The organism is Bordetella bronchialis, from assembly GCF_001676705.1.
GTDB lineage: Bacteria > Pseudomonadota > Gammaproteobacteria > Burkholderiales > Burkholderiaceae_B > Bordetella_C > Bordetella_C bronchialis.
Genome location: NZ_CP016170.1, coordinates 2,394,390 through 2,411,702, shown reverse-complemented (window position 1 = coordinate 2,411,702; position 17,313 = coordinate 2,394,390). Strand labels below are relative to the sequence as shown.

Below are 17,313 nucleotides of genomic sequence, written 5' to 3'. Positions count from 1 at the left end.
ATGCTGCATCCCGACCTGGCCGCCTTCCTGGAGATGGTGGCCGCGGGCAACGCCCGCCCGATGCACCTGTCCACGCCGGACCAGGCGCGCGCGGACTACGATGCGGCCACGCCGGTGCTGGACACGCCGGGCGCGAACCACGTGCAAGCGAGCGCCCTGCACATCGGCAGGCGCGACGGCGGCCGCCTGCCGCTGCGGCTGTACCGTCCGCCCGGCGCGGCGGCGCCCCTGCCCCTGCTGGTGTTCTTCCACGGCGGGGGCTACTGCGTGGGCGGCCTGGACTCCCACGATTCCTTGTGCCGCGACCTGGCGGCGCTGGCGCCGTGCGCGGTGCTGGCCGTCGATTACCGCCTGGCCCCCGAACACCGGTTTCCCGCCGCGGTCGAGGACGCCTGGGACGCCTACGAATGGGCGCGCTGGCATGCCGACGCGCTGGGATGCGATGCGGCGCGCGTGGCGGTGGCTGGCGATAGCGCCGGCGGCACGCTGGCGACGGGACTGGCCATCGCCTCGCGCGATGCCGGGCTTCCGCAGCCCGCGGCGCAGGTGCTGCTCTATCCCTGCACCAGCGCGACCGGCGAGCACGACTCGCGCCGCCGCTACGCCACGGGGCATCTGCTGGAGGCCGCCACGCTGCGCTGGATGATGCGGCATTACCTGGGCGACGCCGGCAACCCGCGCGACTGGCGCTTCGCGCCGTTGGAATGCCCGGACCTGGCGGGCCTGGCGCCCGCGCACATCGTGCTGGCCGAATGCGACATGCTGACCGACGAGGGGCTCGCCTACGGCCAGCGGCTGCGCGAGGCCGGGGTAAGCGCCGACTGCGTGGTGTATCCCGGGATGGTGCACGACTTCGCCCGGCTGGGAAATATCGTCCCCGACGCCATGCGGGTGCGCCGCGACATCGCGCGGCGCCTGGCGGCGGCATTCGCGACCGCCACCCCTTGAGCCGCTGAGCCTGCCGAGCCACTGAGCCGCTGAGCCGCTGAGCCTGCCGAGCCGCTGGCCGATGAGCCACGGGGCCGAGGCCGGGGCTTCAGGCCCCGGCCGCTTCCATCGCGTCCATATCGGCCGGCGCGGCGCTCCCCGGCGCCGTCTCCAGCGCCGCCAGATCGGCCGCCACCTGCTCCAACAGCGTATCCGCGCGGACGATGCCGTAGTGGTCCGCATCCAGGGTGCGATGTACGGCGCCGGCCGCATGGCCCAACTGCGCCGAGAGGCTCCAGCGCTGCACGGGATCGCGGTCCGCGCGCCACCAGCAGCGCGGCAACGCCCCGACGCGGCCCGCCGGACCGGCCTGGAGCGACAACACCTGCAGGCGCCGGGCCACCAGGAAAATCCGCGCCAGTTCCTGCGCGCCCAAGGCCGCCTGGCCGGCGCTGGCGCCCCGCAGCAGTTCGCCCAGCCACCCTTCGGCGGCTTCCTGCGTCAAGCCGGACGCGGCCTCGTCGCCGTCCGTGGCGGCCACGGGCGCGCCGGTCTCGCCGTCCGGCCGACGCGTCGCCAGTGCGCGGTCATGGACGGCGCCAGGGAAGGAGACGGGCCCCTCGTCCGCACGCCAGGCCGCCCGGAAGGCGTCGACGCGGGCGGCCGGGACGTCCGGCACCATCAGCCTTGCGTAGTCCAGCAGATCCTCGCGCCAGTCGCGCAGCGGCGCGGTCTCCAGGCCGCTGACATACGGATCCACCAGGCCCAGGAATGCCACGGCACGGCCCTGCGCCTCCAGGCGCTGTGCCATCAGCGCCGCCAGGGTGCCGCCCAGGGACCAACCCAGCAGGTGGATGGGTCCGCTCGGCCGCGCGGCAGTCACCATGGCGCAGTAGTCGTCCGCCATCTGTGCCAACGAGCAGTCCTGGTGCGCGCCATCCAGCAGCATGCGGCATGGCAGGCCATAGACCGGCCGGATGCCGTCGAAGCGCCGTGCCAGCGGCTGGTAGTCGTAGAGCGTGCCCATGCCCGCATGCACGCAGAACAGCGGCGCACCGGCTCCCTGCCCGCCGTTCAGCGGGACAGGCGCGGCCGCGGCGGTTTCCTCCAGTCCCAGCAAGCCGGCGATGGTGGGACGCTGCATCAGGTCGCGCAAGCTGAAGGCCCATTCCGGCTGGTCCAGCTGGCGTACGCGGCCCAGCATCTTCAGGCTGAGCAGGGAGTCCCCGCCGAGTTCGAAGAAATTGTCGGTCTGGCCCACGCGAGGCACGCCTAGCACTTCCTGCCAGATGGCGGCCAGCTGGCGCGCGGCCTCGGTCGACGGCGCCACATAGCCGCGCCGCGTCCCCGCGCCGGGGGCCGGCAGCGCCTCCCTGTCCAGCTTGCCGCTGACCAGGCGCGGCAGCCGGGGCAGCACGGTGATCGACGCCGGCACCATGTAGTCCGGCAACTGCGCGGCGAGCTGGGCGCGCAGCCGCGCACCCAGCTGTGCCGCGGTGGCCCCGTTGGCAGCGGCCTGTTCCCCCGGCGCGGTCGCCGGCAAAGGCGAGGACGCGGCGGGCGTCGGCGCGTCCGGGGAATCGGCGGCCGCGGGCCCTGCGTCTCCCACGCCGATATAGCCGGCCAGTTGCGCGCCGGACGGCCCCTGGTGGATGACGACGGCCGCTTCCTCCACGCCCGGCATGGCCAGGATGCGGGCCTCGATCTCGCCCAGTTCGATGCGGAAGCCGCGGATCTTCACCTGGCTATCGCGCCTGCCGATGTACTCGACGTTGCCGTCGGGCAGCCAGCGCACCAGGTCCCCGCTGCGATACATGCGCGCCCCGGGCGCGTCGAAGGGATCGGCCACGAAGCTTTCCGCGGTCAGCGCGCCGCGGCCCAGGTAGCCGCGCGCCACGCCGTAGCCGCCGATATACAGCTCGCCCACATGGCCTGCCGGAACCGGACGCAGGTCCCCGTCCAGCACATAGAGCCTGCGCTCGCCTACCGTGCGGCCGATGGGTGCGTAGGCGCACTCGAAACCCTGGCCGGCCGGCGTCTTCCATATCAGCGGCGTGACCACCGTTTCCGTGGGGCCGTAGCCATTGATATAGCTGCGCGCCGGAAGGTGCGCCAGCACGCGTTCATAGACGGCGCGCGGCATCGCTTCGCCGCCGAACACGTACAGATCCATCGGCGGCGCATTCCCGTGCAAGGCGGCATGGTCGGCCATCTGCGCCAGATAGGCGGGCGGGAAAGCCGCATGGGTGATGCCGTAGCGGCGCAAAGCCTGCAGCGTTTCCTGCGCCGTCCAGAGCTCCGGGCCGCGCACCGCCAGCCCCGCCCCGGTCGTCAATGCCGTCAGCCAGCGCTCGTGCGCGCCGTCGAAGGAGAAGGACATGAACAGCAGTTCGCGCGAATCCCGCGTCATGCCGTAGATGCGCGCGGTGGCCTGGCAATGCATGGCCAGCGGGCCGTGGCTGACCGCCACGCCCTTGGGCTGGCCCGTGGAGCCCGACGTATAAATGATGTAGGCCAGGTTGTCCGGCGACAGGCGCACGCCGGGATCCGCCGCCGGCGCGTCGGCCAGGAGGGCCGCGTCGCACGCCAGCACCGGCACGCCCAGGCCGGACAAATGCGCTGGCCCCTGCGCCGAGGCCAGCAGCAGCGCCATGCCGCTGTCGCGCGCGATATAGGCCAGGCGTTCCGGCGGATGCGCCAGGTCCATCGGCACGTAGGCGCCGCCCGCCTTCAGCACCGCCAGAAAGGCCACGACCGCATCGAGCGAGCGCGGCATCGCCACGCCGATGCGGGTCTCCGGCCGGACGCCGGCCTCGATCAGCCGGTGGGCCAGGCGATTGGCCGCGGCATCCAGGCTTGCATAGCTGTGCTCGTCATCCTCCATGACCAGGGCCAGCGCGTCCGGCTGCCGGGCCGCGTGGGCGGCGATGAGATGGTGCACGTAGCCATGGTCGGCGGCCGGCGGCTGGCCCGCGTCGCGGCCCCAGTCGCGCAGGCGTGCCAGGGCCTGCTCGTCCAGCCAGCCCAGCTCGCCCACCGGCGCCCCGGCATCGCGCATGATGTCGCGCAACAACTGTTCCATGTGGCGCCGCAGGTCCAGCACCATGGCCTGCGGGAGATGCGCGGTGGAATAGCAGTATTCCAGTTCGATCTCGTCCGTGGCCACCACCTGGATGTCCATCACGTAACCGGTCAGGCCCGCGCCCTCGCTGCCCTCGAAGCGCAGGCCGTACCGTTCGCGTCCCTTCAGCGTGCGGTCCACGGGATAGTTCTCGAAGACGATGATGCTGTCGAACAAGGCGCGGCCGGACGAGCCGGCCCAGCGCTGGATGTCCGCCAGGCCGGCATGCTCGTGTTCGCGCAGTCGCAGGTTCTCCGCCTGCAGGTCGCGCAGGAAGTCGCCCACCGCGCGCGACGGCGCGGCGCGCACCGGTACCGGGATAGTGTTGATGAAGAGCCCCAGTATGTCCTCCACGCCATCCAGGGCCGCGGGCCGGCCCGATACCGTTGCGCCGAACACGACCATGTCCTTGCCGGCGTAACGCTGCAGCAACAAGCCCCAGGCCGCCTGGATGACGGTGTTCAGGGTGATGCGCTGGGACTGGGCGAACTCGCGCAGGGCGGCGGTCGCGGCCGCGTCGAAACGGCTGTAGATGCGGGCGTAGCCTTCCTCTTCCGGCACAGCCCGCGCGCCCGGGCATTGCGCCAGCAAGGTCGGGCCTTCCAGGCCATCCAGCGATGCTTTCCAGAAGCGTTCGCTGGCCGCGCGGTCCTGACTGCCCAGCCAGCGGACGTAGTGCCCGTAGGCCGGCCCCGGAGGCGGCAGGGTCTCGCCGCCGTAGGTCCGCAGCCATTCCCCCACCAGGCGCGAGGCGCTCCAGCCGTCGAGCAGCAGGTGATGGTGCGTCCAGATCAAGCGGTGCGTGTCCGCGTCCAGGCGGATCAGCGCCAGGCGCGACAAGGGCGGACGGGCAAGGTCGATGCCGCGTTCCAGTTCCCGCGCGGCATAGGCCGCCAGGTCCTGGTCCTGCCTTGCGCGGTCGCGCCAATCCAGCAATGCCACACCGGGATCGACCCGCCGATGAACCAGCTGCAGGGGACGCGCCATGCCCGCCTGCCACAGGAAGGACGTACGCAGCGTCGGATGGCGCGCCACCATGGCGGCCCACGCATCGGCCAGGCGCGCCGCGTCGGCGCCATGCACGCGCACGCTGATCTGATTGACGTACAAGCCGCTGCCCGGGGACTCCAGGGAGTGGAAGAGCATGCCTTCCTGCGTGGGCGACAGCGGGTGCACATCCTGGATGTCGGCATCGTCCAGGCCCAGCGCGCCGGCGGACGGCGCGTCGGGATAGTCCGCCAAACTCTGGCCCCGGGCCGCAGGGTCCGGGATTTCCGCCCGCGCCGCGAAGATATCGCCGGTGACGTAGGCGTCCATGGCTTCCGCGACCGCCGCCAGGGCCGCCACGGTCTGGCATTCGAAGACCTGGCGCGGACTGATCCGCCAGCCCGCGTTGCGGGCGCGCGCGACGATCTGCAGGCTCAGGATGGAATCGCCGCCCACTTCGAAGAAGTTGTCGTGGCGGCCGACGCGGGCCACGCCCAGGATCTCCTGCCAGCTCGCCGCCAGGGCTTCTTCGGCGGGGCCTTGTGGCGCTTCATAGTGGGTGGTGGCGGCGAACTCGGCTTGCGGCAGCGCCTTGCGGTCCAGCTTGCCATTGGCCGTGATGGGCAAGGCGTCCAGGGTCACGAAGGCGGACGGCACCATGTAGGCGGGCAGCGTGCGTTCCAGCGCCTGCCGCAGCGCGGGGATGTCCAGGGTGGCGGGCGTCACGTAGGCAACCAGGCGCATGGCCGGGGCGGCGGATGCCAAGGTAGCGGATGGCGAGTCGGACGCCGCGGGTCCGGCCTGCGCCAGCACCACGGCCTGCTTCACCCCCGCTTGCGCCAGCAGCTGCGCTTCGATCTCGCCCAGCTCGATGCGCTGGCCGCGCAGCTTGACCTGGTGATCCAGGCGGCCCAGATATTCCAGCTGGCCTTCGCGATTCCAGCGTGCCAGGTCGCCCGTGCGATACAGCCGCTCGCCGCTGCCAAAAGGGTCGGCGACGAAGCGTTCGGTGCTCAGACCCGGGCGGTCCAGGTAGCCCCGGCCCAGGCCGATGCCCCCCAGGTACAGCTCTCCGGCCACGCCCGGCGGCACTTCGTTCAAGTGCGCATCCAGCACGTGCGTGCGCAGGCCCGCGATCGGACGGCCGATCGGCACGCCCGCCGGGCCCGGCCGCGCGCAGTCCCAGTGCGTGACGTCGATGGCCGCTTCCGTGGGGCCGTACAGGTTGTGCAGCGCTACGCCGGGGAACAGCGCCTGGAATCGCTCGCACAGCTCCGCGGGCAGGGCCTCGCCGCTGCAGAAGACTTGGCGCAGGACTTTGCGGGCTGAAGACAGCAGCGGTGCCGGTGTAAGCGGTGCCGGCGTAAGGGCTGTTGATGTAGGGGCTGTTGATGTAGGGGCTGTTGATGTAGGGGCTGTTGATCTAGGGGCTGCTGATGTAAGGGGTGCCGATGTAAGGGCTGCCGATGAAGAGGGTGCCGGTGTAAGGGCTACCGATGAAATGGGCGCCGGTGCATCTGCCTGCGCCTCGCAGTACGACACGAAGGCATGCAGCATCGACGGCACGAAATGCAGCGTGCTCACGCCATGCTCCACGATGCGCGCCAGCAGCCGCTCGGCGTCCCGATGCTCGCCCACGCCAGCCAGCGCCAGCCGCGCCCCCGCCATCAAGGGCCAGAAGAACTCCCACACCGACACGTCGAAGCTGAACGGTGTCTTCTGCAACACCGTGTCCCGCGGCCCCAGGCCAAACGCCTGCTGCATCCATGCCAGCCGGTTGCCGAGACCCACGTGGCGGTTGGTCGCGCCTTTCGGTTTGCCCGTCGATCCGGAGGTGTAGATCGCGTAGCAGGCCTGCTCAGGATGGATCGCAATGTCGGGGGCGTGGGATGGCTCGGCCGTCAGATCCAGCGTGTCGACTTCCAGCACAGGCGTGGCGGCGGCAACGCCGGAAGCACTCGCAACAGGTGCCGCACTCGCGGTACTCGCAGCATCCACACCTTCTGCACCGCCGCCAGCCCTTGCGCCGGCCGCGTGATCGTCCTGCGGCATCCAGCCGCGAACCCGCTGCGCCAGCCAGGATTGCGTCAGCACCAGCGCGGGCGCGCTGTCCTCGATCATGCCCGACAGCCGCTCGTCCGGATACTCCGGATCCAGCGGCACATAGGCCGCGCCCGTCTTCAGCACGGCCAGCAGGCTCACGACCAGCGAGGGATGGCGCTGCGCCGCGATGGCCACGCGCCGCTCGGGGCCCGCGCCCAAGGAGACCAGGCGATGCGCCAGCCGGTTGGACTGAAGCTCCAGTTCCGCATAAGTCAGCGTCAATGAAGGCGCCGAATCGTCGGACGCCATGACCACCGCGACCGCCTGCGGCGTGCGCGCCGCTTGCTCGGCTATCACCGCATGGACCGGCGACGCCCGCCACGCCGCGACATGCGCTTCAAGCTGCCCGCCCATGCTCCAGCGATGCAGGATGTCCCGCTCCGCGCCGGCCAGCAATGTCAGCGAGCCCACGCCCGCACGGGCGTTTTCGCTCAACTGCCGCAGGGCTTGCAATAGCCTCTGCCCCAGTCGGGCTATCGTCCCATCGCCATAGTGCGCCCTGTCATAGCTGAGCCGCATGTGCAGACGGCCGCGCTGCGCGACCACGACGGTCAGCGGATAACTGGTCTGCTCCGTGGTGGACAATCCATAGAACCGCTCGCCGCCGGGCAGCGATTGCCCCAGCGCCTCGTCCACGGGGTAGTTTTCGAATACGAGCAAGGTGTCGAACAGCGCCTGGCCGCCCTGCCCGGCCCAGCGCTGCACCTGATACAAGGGCGTGTGTTCGTGCTCGCGGGCCGCCACATTGCGCGCTTGCAGATCGCGCAGCCACTCGCCTACCGGCTGGTCCGCCGGCAGCCGCACCAGCATGGGCAACGTATTGATGTACAGGCCCGGCACGCGCTGTACGCCCGGCAGATCGTCGGGCCGGCCGGAGGTCGTCGCACCGAAGGCCACGGTTTCCTGGCCGGTGTGCAGGCCCAGCACCAGGGACCAGGCCGCCTGCACCAGGGTATTGAGCGTCACGCGCTCGGTGCGGGCGTAGGCGGCCAGCGCCTCGGTCCGCGCGGGATCCAGATCCATCGTCCATGTGCCATGGCCGAGGTCCGGGATAGCGGGATCGAGGTCTTGGATAGAAGGGTCCGCGGATGGGGATGCCGCGTCCGTCGCAGGACTGGGGTCTTCCCCGGATTCGCCGCCCGCACCCGTGGCGTCGCGGGTGGGATAAGCGGAGGTTGCGGTGGGCGCAATATCTGCCAGCGCAATGCTCCGCGCCAACAAAGTGGGCGCTTCCAGCTCTCGCAGCTGCTCGATCCAATAATCGCGCGTTGCCGCTTCGTCGCGGACCGATAGCCAGTGCAGGTAATCCCGATAACGCCCTGTAGGTCGCGCCACCGGCTTGCCGGCGTAGTCGCTCAGGACCTCGCCCAGCAACTGCGACGTACTCCAGCCGTCCAGCAGCAGGTGATGGTGCGTCCAGATGAAATGATCGTAGTCGTCGTTGACCCGCACCAGCATGCAGCGCATCAAGGGCGGGCAGGACAGATCGAAGCCAGGCGCGCGCTGCCGCGCGGCAAGTTCGTCCAGCCGCTTGGCAACGGCGCGGTCATCGCCGTGCACCTGCGCCCGCTCGAAAGGCAGGCGCACCTGTCGCGCCACCCATTGCAGGGCAGCGCCCGGACGGGCGAGAAAGCCCGTACGCAGCACCTCGTGCCGCGCCACGGCCGACTCCCATGCCGCCTGGAAGCGGGCACCGTCCAGGCCGCGGACATCCACACGCAATTGGTTGATGTAGGGTTGGTCCTTGATGACTTCAACGGCCTTGTCGGCTTTATCCGTTTGATCGGCCACATGGATTTCACCGGCCTCGGCAGCACCGGCAGCACCGGCAGCGTTGGTGATGGCAGCGACCTCATGCACTGCGCCATCGGACCGTGGGCGTCGAGCCTCGCGGTCGATGTCCTTTTCATACATCGAGTGGAACAACATCCCCGCCTGCATCGGCGTGACCGGATAGATGTCCTGCCATTGGTCGACCGCAAAACTGATCGGCAAGGCATCGAGCTCCGCCTGCGTCAGCCCCGCCAGCGGGAAGTCCGACGGCGTCACCCCTTGCGCGCCGCTGGTGCAGTGCGCGATCACCGTCGCCAGCGCTTGTGTCCAGCACGCGGCCAGCTCCCGCATGCTGTCCTCGCGCCACTGTTGGCCGCTATACCCCACCGACAGCGAGAGCTGCCCGTCGTAGACCCGGCCGTTGATCGTCAGCGCGTGCGACAGCGGCGCCTCGGCAAGCTGGCCCGGTCCCACGTCCTCGCTCGCGATGCGCCAGTCGCCCTCCCCTGCCACGTCCGCGTCGAACTGGCCCAGGTAGTTGAACAGGATGAAGCCGCGCGGCGCCGATGCCAGCGCCTGGCGCACCTTGGCGTCGCCCCAGCGACCGAGCACGCCGTGGCCCATGCCGTGGCGCGGCACCGCCCGCAGCCGCTCCTTGGTGCGGCGGATCGCAAGCGCCGGATCGTCATCCGTCTCCAGCACCACGGGGTGGATCGCGGTGAACCATCCCACCGTGCGGCTGACGTCCATATCGGGCCCGGCCGCCTGCCGGCCGTGGCCTTCCAGATCGATGCGCATTCGGCCCAACCCGCGCCATTGCCGCAGCGCCAGCGCGAGCGAGGCCAGCAGCAGGTCATTGACCTGCGTGCGGTAGGCCGCCGGCGCTTGCCGCAGCAGCGCCTGGGTTTGCGCGCGGGTCAGGCCGACCTCGACATGACGCTGGTCGCGCACGCGCGCACTGGCGCCCGGCTGGTCCGGCATGGGCGCATCGCCGGCCGGCAAGTCCATCCAATACCGGGCTTCATCGGCATGGACCTCCGCCTGCTCATGCAGGTGCCGCGCCCATGCGCCATAGCTGGCCGTGCGCGCCGGCAATTTGGGCGCCGCTTGCCTTCTCAGCGCTTCGTACGCCCGCCCAAGGTCCTCCAGCAGGATGCGCCAGGACACGCCGTCCACCGCCAGGTGATGGATTACCAGCAGCAGGCGCCAGCTGCCATCGGCCACCCGCATCCGCACGGCCCGCAGCAACGGCCCGTCTGTAATGTCCAGGCTGGCCTGGGCCCGTGCGCAATGCGCTTCGATTGCCTCGCGGTCGACCGCGGACACGTCCCACACCGAGGCGGATGCGTCGCGCGCGGCCTCGTCCGCATAGGCGGACACCCACTGGCCGTCTTCGCCACGGCGAAAGCGCAGCCGCAGCGCATCGTGATGCGCCACCACCGCCGAGAGCGCGCCATGCAGGGCGCCAAGGTCGATCTCCGTCTGGCTGCGCAGCAGCACCGCCTGGTTCCAGTGATGGTGGCTGGGCAGCGGTTGCGACAGGAATTGCGCCTGGATGGGGAGCAATGGCACGTCGGCGCCCGGCACTGCCTCGTCGGCATCCGCGATCCCGCCTGCGATCCGGTTCAAGGCCTTGCTTGCGGCCCCGCTCGCTGCCGCGTCCCCCGCCACACGCACCGCCACCTCGGCCAAGGCCGCCACGCTTTGGCGTTCGAACACCTGGCGCGGGCTGATCCGCCAGCCGGCCTGCCGCAGCCTGGCCACGATCCGCAGGCTCAGGATGGAATCGCCGCCCACCTCGAAGAAGTTGTCGTGCCGCCCGACGCGGGGCAGCCCCAGGATCTCCTGCCAGATCGCCGCCAAGGCTTCTTCGGCGGCGCCTTGTGGCGCCTCATAGTCACCCGTGGCGGCAAACTCGGCTTGCGGCAGCGCCTTGCGGTCCAGCTTGCCATTGGCCGTGATCGGCAAAGCGTCCAGCGCCACGATAGCGGCCGGCACCATGTACGAAGGCAGCGCGTCCTCCAGGGCATGGCGCAACGCGGCGGTGTCCAGGCTGGCTGGCGTCACGTAGGCGACCAGGCGCATGGCCGGGGCGGCGGATGGCGACCCGGGCATCACCGTCGGCGGGTTCGCGCCCGCAGGCGCGGTCGCATGGGATGGCAGCCCTGCTTCGCTCGCGGTACGCGGGGAGCCTCCACCGGCTACCCGCTGTGCGGGCGCCGCCGGCCCTGCCTGCGCCAACACCACCGCCTGGCGTACGCCCGGCCGCGACAGCAAGCTCGCCTCGATCTCGCCCAACTCGATACGAAAACCCCGGATCTTTACCTGCTGGTCCAGGCGGCCCAGGTATTCCAATTGGCCGTCCTGCGTCCAGCGCGCGAGGTCGCCGGTGCGGTACAGCCGTTCCCCATTGCCGCCGGGATGCGCGATGAAACGCTCGGCGGTCAGGCCGGGGCGATGCAGGTACCCCCGCGCCAGGCCCGCGCCGCTGACATGGAGTTCACCGGGCACGCCTATCGGCACGGGCGCCAGCTCCTCGTCCAGGATCGCCAGCCCCAGGTCGGGAATGCCGGTACCTATGGGGCTGCTGCCGGCCTGCGCATCGGCCAGCGTGATGGGACGATACGTCACGTGTACGGTGGTTTCGGTGATGCCGTACATATTCACCAGCCGCGGCGAGCGGTCGCCGAAGCGGTCCATCCATCCGCTTAGCGTGCGCGGGTCCAGTGCCTCGCCGCCGAATATCACCGTGCGCAAGGCCAGGCCATGGCCTTCGGCACGGCCGTACAGCCCGGGCGCCTGCATCAGTTGCTGGAAGGCCGAGGGAGTCTGGTTCAGCACCGACACGCGCTGCGCGCGCAACAGGTCCAGGAAGTCCTCCGGGGAACGGCTGACGGCATAGGGCACCACCACCAGCTTGCCCCCGGTGCACAGCGCGCCGAAGATCTCCCACACCGAGAAATCGAAGGCGTAGGAGTGGAACAGCGTCCAGACGTCGCCGGGCCCGAAACCGAACCATGCATCGGTGGACGTCAACAGGCGCAGCACCTGCCCGTGGCCCAGCTGGGCGCCCTTGGGACGCCCCGTCGAACCGGAGGTATAGATGACATAGGCCAGATGGTCGTCGCGCACCCGCACGCCGGGATCGTGGTCCGGTTCGCCGCCCTGGACGGCGGGCAAGCCATCGTCGGCGAATTCGACGATGGCCGTGTCGGGCGGCAATGCCTGCCGCAGCCAGGCCATGCGCGGCGCCAACCGCGCCTGCATCATCAGCTGCCTGATGCCGCTATCCCGCGCCATGTAGTGCAAGCGCTCTTCCGGATAGTCCGGGTCCAGCGGCACATACGCGCCCCCGGCCTTCAGGATCGCCAGCATCGCCACCACCATGCCGGCCGAGCGCTCGGCCACCAGCCCGACGCGGACTTCCGGTCCCACGCCCCGCGCGCGCAGCCGGTGCGCCAGCCGGTTGGCGCGTGCGTTGAGTCCGGCGTAATCCAGGACGGTATCGCCGCACGCCAGCGCGGGCGCATGCGGATGGCGGGCCGCGGCTTCTTCGAAGCGACGATGGATGCCTCCGTGGACGGCCGCGGACGCGATGGCGCGCCGCGCGCCCCAACGCGCCAGGCGCGCATGTTCCGCAGGCGCGTTCAGCGGCACCCGGGCGACAGGCATGCCGGCGTCCTTCCCGATCTGGTCCAGCATGGCCAGGTAGTGCCGGCCGAACTGCTCTATCGTGCGCCGCTCGAAGAGCTCGCCGGCATAGACCAGATTGACGGCGATGCGGCCGTCGGGCAGTTCCGCCGTATTGCAGGTCAGCTCGAACTGGGCGGACTGACCGCCCGTCGGGTACTCGGCCACCTCCAGCCCCGGCAAGGCGCGCAGCGAACCATAGTCGGGACGCTGGTGATTGAACATGACCTGGAACAGCGGCGTCTGTCCGACGGCGCGGTCCGGCTGCAGGGCCTCGACCAGGTGTTCGAACGGCAGATCCTGGTGGGCCTGGGCCTGCCGCGCGGCATCGCGTGTCCGCGCCACCAGGGCGGCGAGCGTGCAGGCGGGCGCGATCTCCGCGCGCATGACCTGCGTGTTGACGAAGAAGCCGATGACCTGTTCCGTCCCTTCCCCATGCCGGTTGGCGATGGGCACGCCCACGCGGATATCGGGCTCGCGGCAATAGCGGTGCAGCAGCGCCTGGAAGGCCGCGAGCAGCACGACGTATACCGTCGCATCGTGCGCGCGCGCCGCCTGGCGCAGCGCCTGGGCGAGCGCGTCCGGCACATCGAAGCCGTGCGTGTCCGCGCGATATATTCCGTCGGCACGCCGGGGCGCGTCGACGGGCAATTGCAGCACCGGCTGCTCTCCGCCCAGCCTCGCCATCCAATAGTCGAGCTGGCGCCTGCCCTCGCCCTGCTCCAGCCATGCGCGCTGCCGGGCGGCGTAGCCGGCATAGTCGCCCGCCATCGCCGGCAGGGATGGCGCCTGCCCCTGGGCATGGGCGCGATACAGCGCGGAAAACTCGTCCACCAGGATCTGCATGGACCAGCCGTCGGACACGATATGGTGCATCGCCAGCACCAATACGTGCTCCGTATCGGCCAGCTCGATCAGTCCCACCCGCAATAGCGGCCCGGCCTGCAAGTCGAAGGGCTCGGCGATCCATGCGCGGGCCTGCGCGCGCGCCAGCGCGTCGCGCTCACCGTCGCCGGCGGCGCTCAGGTCGCATTCGCGGATGCGAACCGGCCCGCCCGGCTCGACGACGGGACGCGCAAGGCCATCCGGCGTGGGCTCGAAGCGGGTACGCAGGCCGGCGTGACGCCGGACCAGCGCATCGAAGCTGCGCGACAGTGCCTGCCGATGCAGCACGCCACGCAGGCGCATGGCGCCCGATACGTGGTAAGCCGATCCCTGCGGGTCCAGGCGCCAAAGAAACCATTGCCGCTGCTGGGCATAGGACATGACCGGCGGCGGCGCCGTGGAGACGGCATTGTCCGCGGCAGGCACGGCATCGGGCACGCCTGTTCGCGGTCCGGCGTCCGGAAGCGCGGAGGCGTTGGCGGCGATGGCGCTTGCCAGCGCCTGCAAGGTCGGGTGATCGAAGATCAGGCGCGGCTCGATGCGCAGCTTCTGGCGCCGCGCGCGCGCCATGACTTTGAGGCTGAGGATAGAGTCGCCCCCCAGCTCGAAAAAATTATCCTGGCGTCCCACGCGCGCCAGCCCGAGCACATCCGTCCAGATCGCCGCCAACGCTTCCTCGACGGGCCCTTCCGGCGCCCGATAGCCCGATACCTCGGCGCGGCGGGGCTCCGGCAAGGCGGCGCGGTCGAGCTTGCCATTCGCGGTACGCGGCAGGGACGGCAGCACGGTGATGGTGGACGGCACCATGTATTCCGGCAACCGCGCCGCCGCATGGCGACGCAGCGCGTCCACATCCAGGGCCATAGCTGGGCACACACTCGGGCCCATACTCGGCGCCATACCCGGGTCCGCACCCGCGTCCTCGATGCGGGGCGTCCCGCCGCAGGCCACATAGGCGTGCAATTGCAGGCGCCCATCCGGCTCGGCGCGCGGCACCACCGCGGCGTCGTCCACACCCTTTACCGCCCGCAATACCGCCGCCACTTCGGCCGGCTCCACGCGGTAGCCGCGGATCTTGACCTGGTCGTCGACACGGCCCAGGAAGGCCACCGTGCCATCGCGCAGGACCCGCACGCGATCGCCGGTGCGGTACATGCGCTGCCCGGGCATGGCCGGCGACGCGACGAAGCGCTCCGCGGTCTGGCCCGGCCGGCCCTGGTAGCCGCGCGCCAGGGCAGCGCCGGCGATATAGAGCTCGCCCTCCGCGCCCGGCGGCAAGGGATTCAGGTCGCCATCCAGGACGCTGGCCAGGATATTCGGCAATGGCCGGCCCACCGGCACCGTGTCCGCCAATCTTGCCGCCGCGGGCGAGACCGCGTGGGTCAGGACGCCCACCGTGGTTTCGGTGGGGCCGTAGTGATTCAGCACGCGGCACGCCGGCGCCAGGCTGGCGATGCGGTCATACAGCGCCCAGCTGCTGGCTTCGCCACCCAGCACCAGCACATGGCGGGGCAGCACGTCCGCCGCGCGCGACGACTGCAGCAAGGCCTGCAGATGGCCGGGGACGATCTTCAGTACCCCGACCCGATGTTCCGCCATATACGCCGCGAAGCCATCGGGATCGAACGCCCGCGCCGGCGCGATCATGTGCAGCGTGCGGCCCGCGCACAGCGCGCCAAACAGCACGGTATGGCCCAGGTCCGCCGCCACGGTGGAGACCATGGCCATGCTGTCCGCTTCATCGGGCAAGGCCAGGCGCGACAACACCCCTTGCACATAGTTGTTCAAGGCCCCGCGGCTGATGACCACGCCCTTGGGCGTGCCGGTGGAGCCGGAGGTATAGATCAGGTAGGCCGCCTGCGCGGGATGGACAGGCGGGGCCTGCCACGCCGGCAAGGCGCCGGCTTCGGCTGCCATGTCGGCTGCCATGTCGGCTGCCATGTCGGCGGCCAGGCCGATGCAGGGAAGGTCCCCGCGCCACGCGGCGCTGCCTTGCGCCGCATCGTCGCTCAGGATCGCGCAAGCCCCGCTGTCGCGCAGCAGGTGGGCCAGCCGTTCCGCCGGCATGGCCGGGTCCATGGGCACGCACGCCGCCCCGCTCTTCAGGATGGCAAGCAGGCCCGCGATGAACTCGCAGCCACGCCCCGCGTGCAGGCCGACGCGCGATTCCGGTCCCGCGCCGACGGCCGCCAGCCGCGCCGCCAGGCGATCGGCCGCGGCATCCAGCTCCCGGTAGCGGATCGCCTGGGCATCGGCGCGCACGGCGATGCGCTCGCCATGCCGGGCCGCCTGCCGCGACCATAGTTCCAGTATGTCGCCGGTGGGATACGGGGCCGTCTCGCCCTGGATATCCGGCGCCGCGTTTGGCAGCGCCAGCGCGCGCAGCGGCCGGTCGGCGTCCCGCGCCACGGCCGCCGCGCAGGCGGCGAACGTAGCCGCGATGCCTTCGATGGTGTGTGCTTCCCAGATATCGGTGGGGTAGATCAGCGAGCACGCGATGGTATCGCCCTCTGGCTGGTAATCCAGGCTCAGGTCGAAATGCGCGTGTTCCGCGGTGGCGCGCACGCCGCGCAGCAGCAGGTCGCCGAAGCGTCCCACGGCCATTGCGTCCAGCGAGGCCTGTTCCGTGCACTTGACCTGGAATAACGGGTTGACGCCTGGCGTGCGAATCGACGCCAGTTCGGACACCAGCAGATCGTAGGGGCAGTCCTGGTTGGCCTGCGCATCGAGCACCGTGGCGCGCACCGCGGAGACCAAGGCGCCGAAACCCTGCCGCGTGTCGACACGGGTGCGCAGCACCGTCATATTGGTCAGATAGCCGATCAAGCCGTGCGTTTCCGCGCGCATGCGGTCGGCGACGGGGGAACCCACGACGATGTCATCCTGCCCGCAGTAGCGGGACAGCGTCAGCTTCAGTAGCGCCAGCATGCACATGTACAGGGACGCCCCCGCGCCCCGCGCATGGCGCCTGAGGCCCTCGGCGACGGTAGAGGGCAGGACGAAACGCAGCGTCGCGCCCTGGCCCGAACGGTGACCCGGACGCGGCCGGTCCAGCGGCAGCCGCAGCGTGTCGGCGGCGGGATCCAGCCTGGACTTCCAGTACGCCAGCTGTGCCGGCAGCCGGCTGGCGGCATACCATTCGCGCTGCCATATCGCATAGTCGCCGAATTGGATCGGCAAGGGCGCGAGCGCCGGCGCCTGTCCGGCGGCGCGGGCGGCATAGCAGGCGGCCAGGTCTTTCAGCAGCACATCCTGCGACCATCCATCGGCCAGGATGTGGTGGATGACGATGGACAACCAGTGCGTGCGGCCATCCAGGCGGATGAGCGCCACGCGCCAGGCCGGCGCCACGGCCAGGTCGAAAGGCCGCGCCGCGAAATCCGCCGCCATCTGGCGGGCGTGCGCTTCGCGCTCCCCGGCCGGCAGGCCGGAGACGTCCAGTTCCGATGGGGGCGGCAAGGCCGTAGACGCGGGCAACACCCGCTGCATGGGTGCATCCTGTTCGCCCTCGAACACGGTGCGCAGCACGGCATGCCGCGCCGTCAGGTCGGCCAGCGCCTGGCCCAGCGCGCCGCGATCCAGCGATCCCTCCAGCGCCAGCAGCCCCGCCATGTTGTAGGCGTTGGACTCCGGGTCCATGCGCCAGGTCAGCCACAGCCCCTGTTGCGCATAGGACAAGGGATAAAGCGTCGTCTCCGGGAAGGGCGCGATGGGCAAGGTGGCAATGTCCACACCCTGCCCGGCCAGGCGCCGCAGCAGCTCGGCGCGCGGCTGCGGTTCGAGCCTGGCGATGCGCAGGGCGAGTTCGCGCGGATCGTATGCCATGT

General features: G+C 70.6%; 2 protein-coding genes. One reads left to right on the top strand and one right to left on the bottom strand.

What is annotated here, in order from left to right; all coding sequences use genetic code 11:
- On the top strand, positions 1-948 hold the full coding sequence (locus BAU06_RS10720) for an alpha/beta hydrolase (protein ID WP_066348490.1): 948 nt from the start codon (positions 1-3) through the stop codon (positions 946-948).
- Positions 949-1,036: 88 nt separating this feature from the next.
- Here the strand turns inward: BAU06_RS10720 and BAU06_RS10715 are convergent, their stop codons facing one another.
- Positions 1,037-17,311 (bottom strand): non-ribosomal peptide synthetase, encoded by a 16,275-nt coding sequence (locus tag BAU06_RS10715; protein ID WP_066348481.1) that lies wholly within the window; start codon positions 17,309-17,311, stop codon positions 1,037-1,039.
- Between the last annotated feature and the right edge of the window lie 2 nt (positions 17,312-17,313).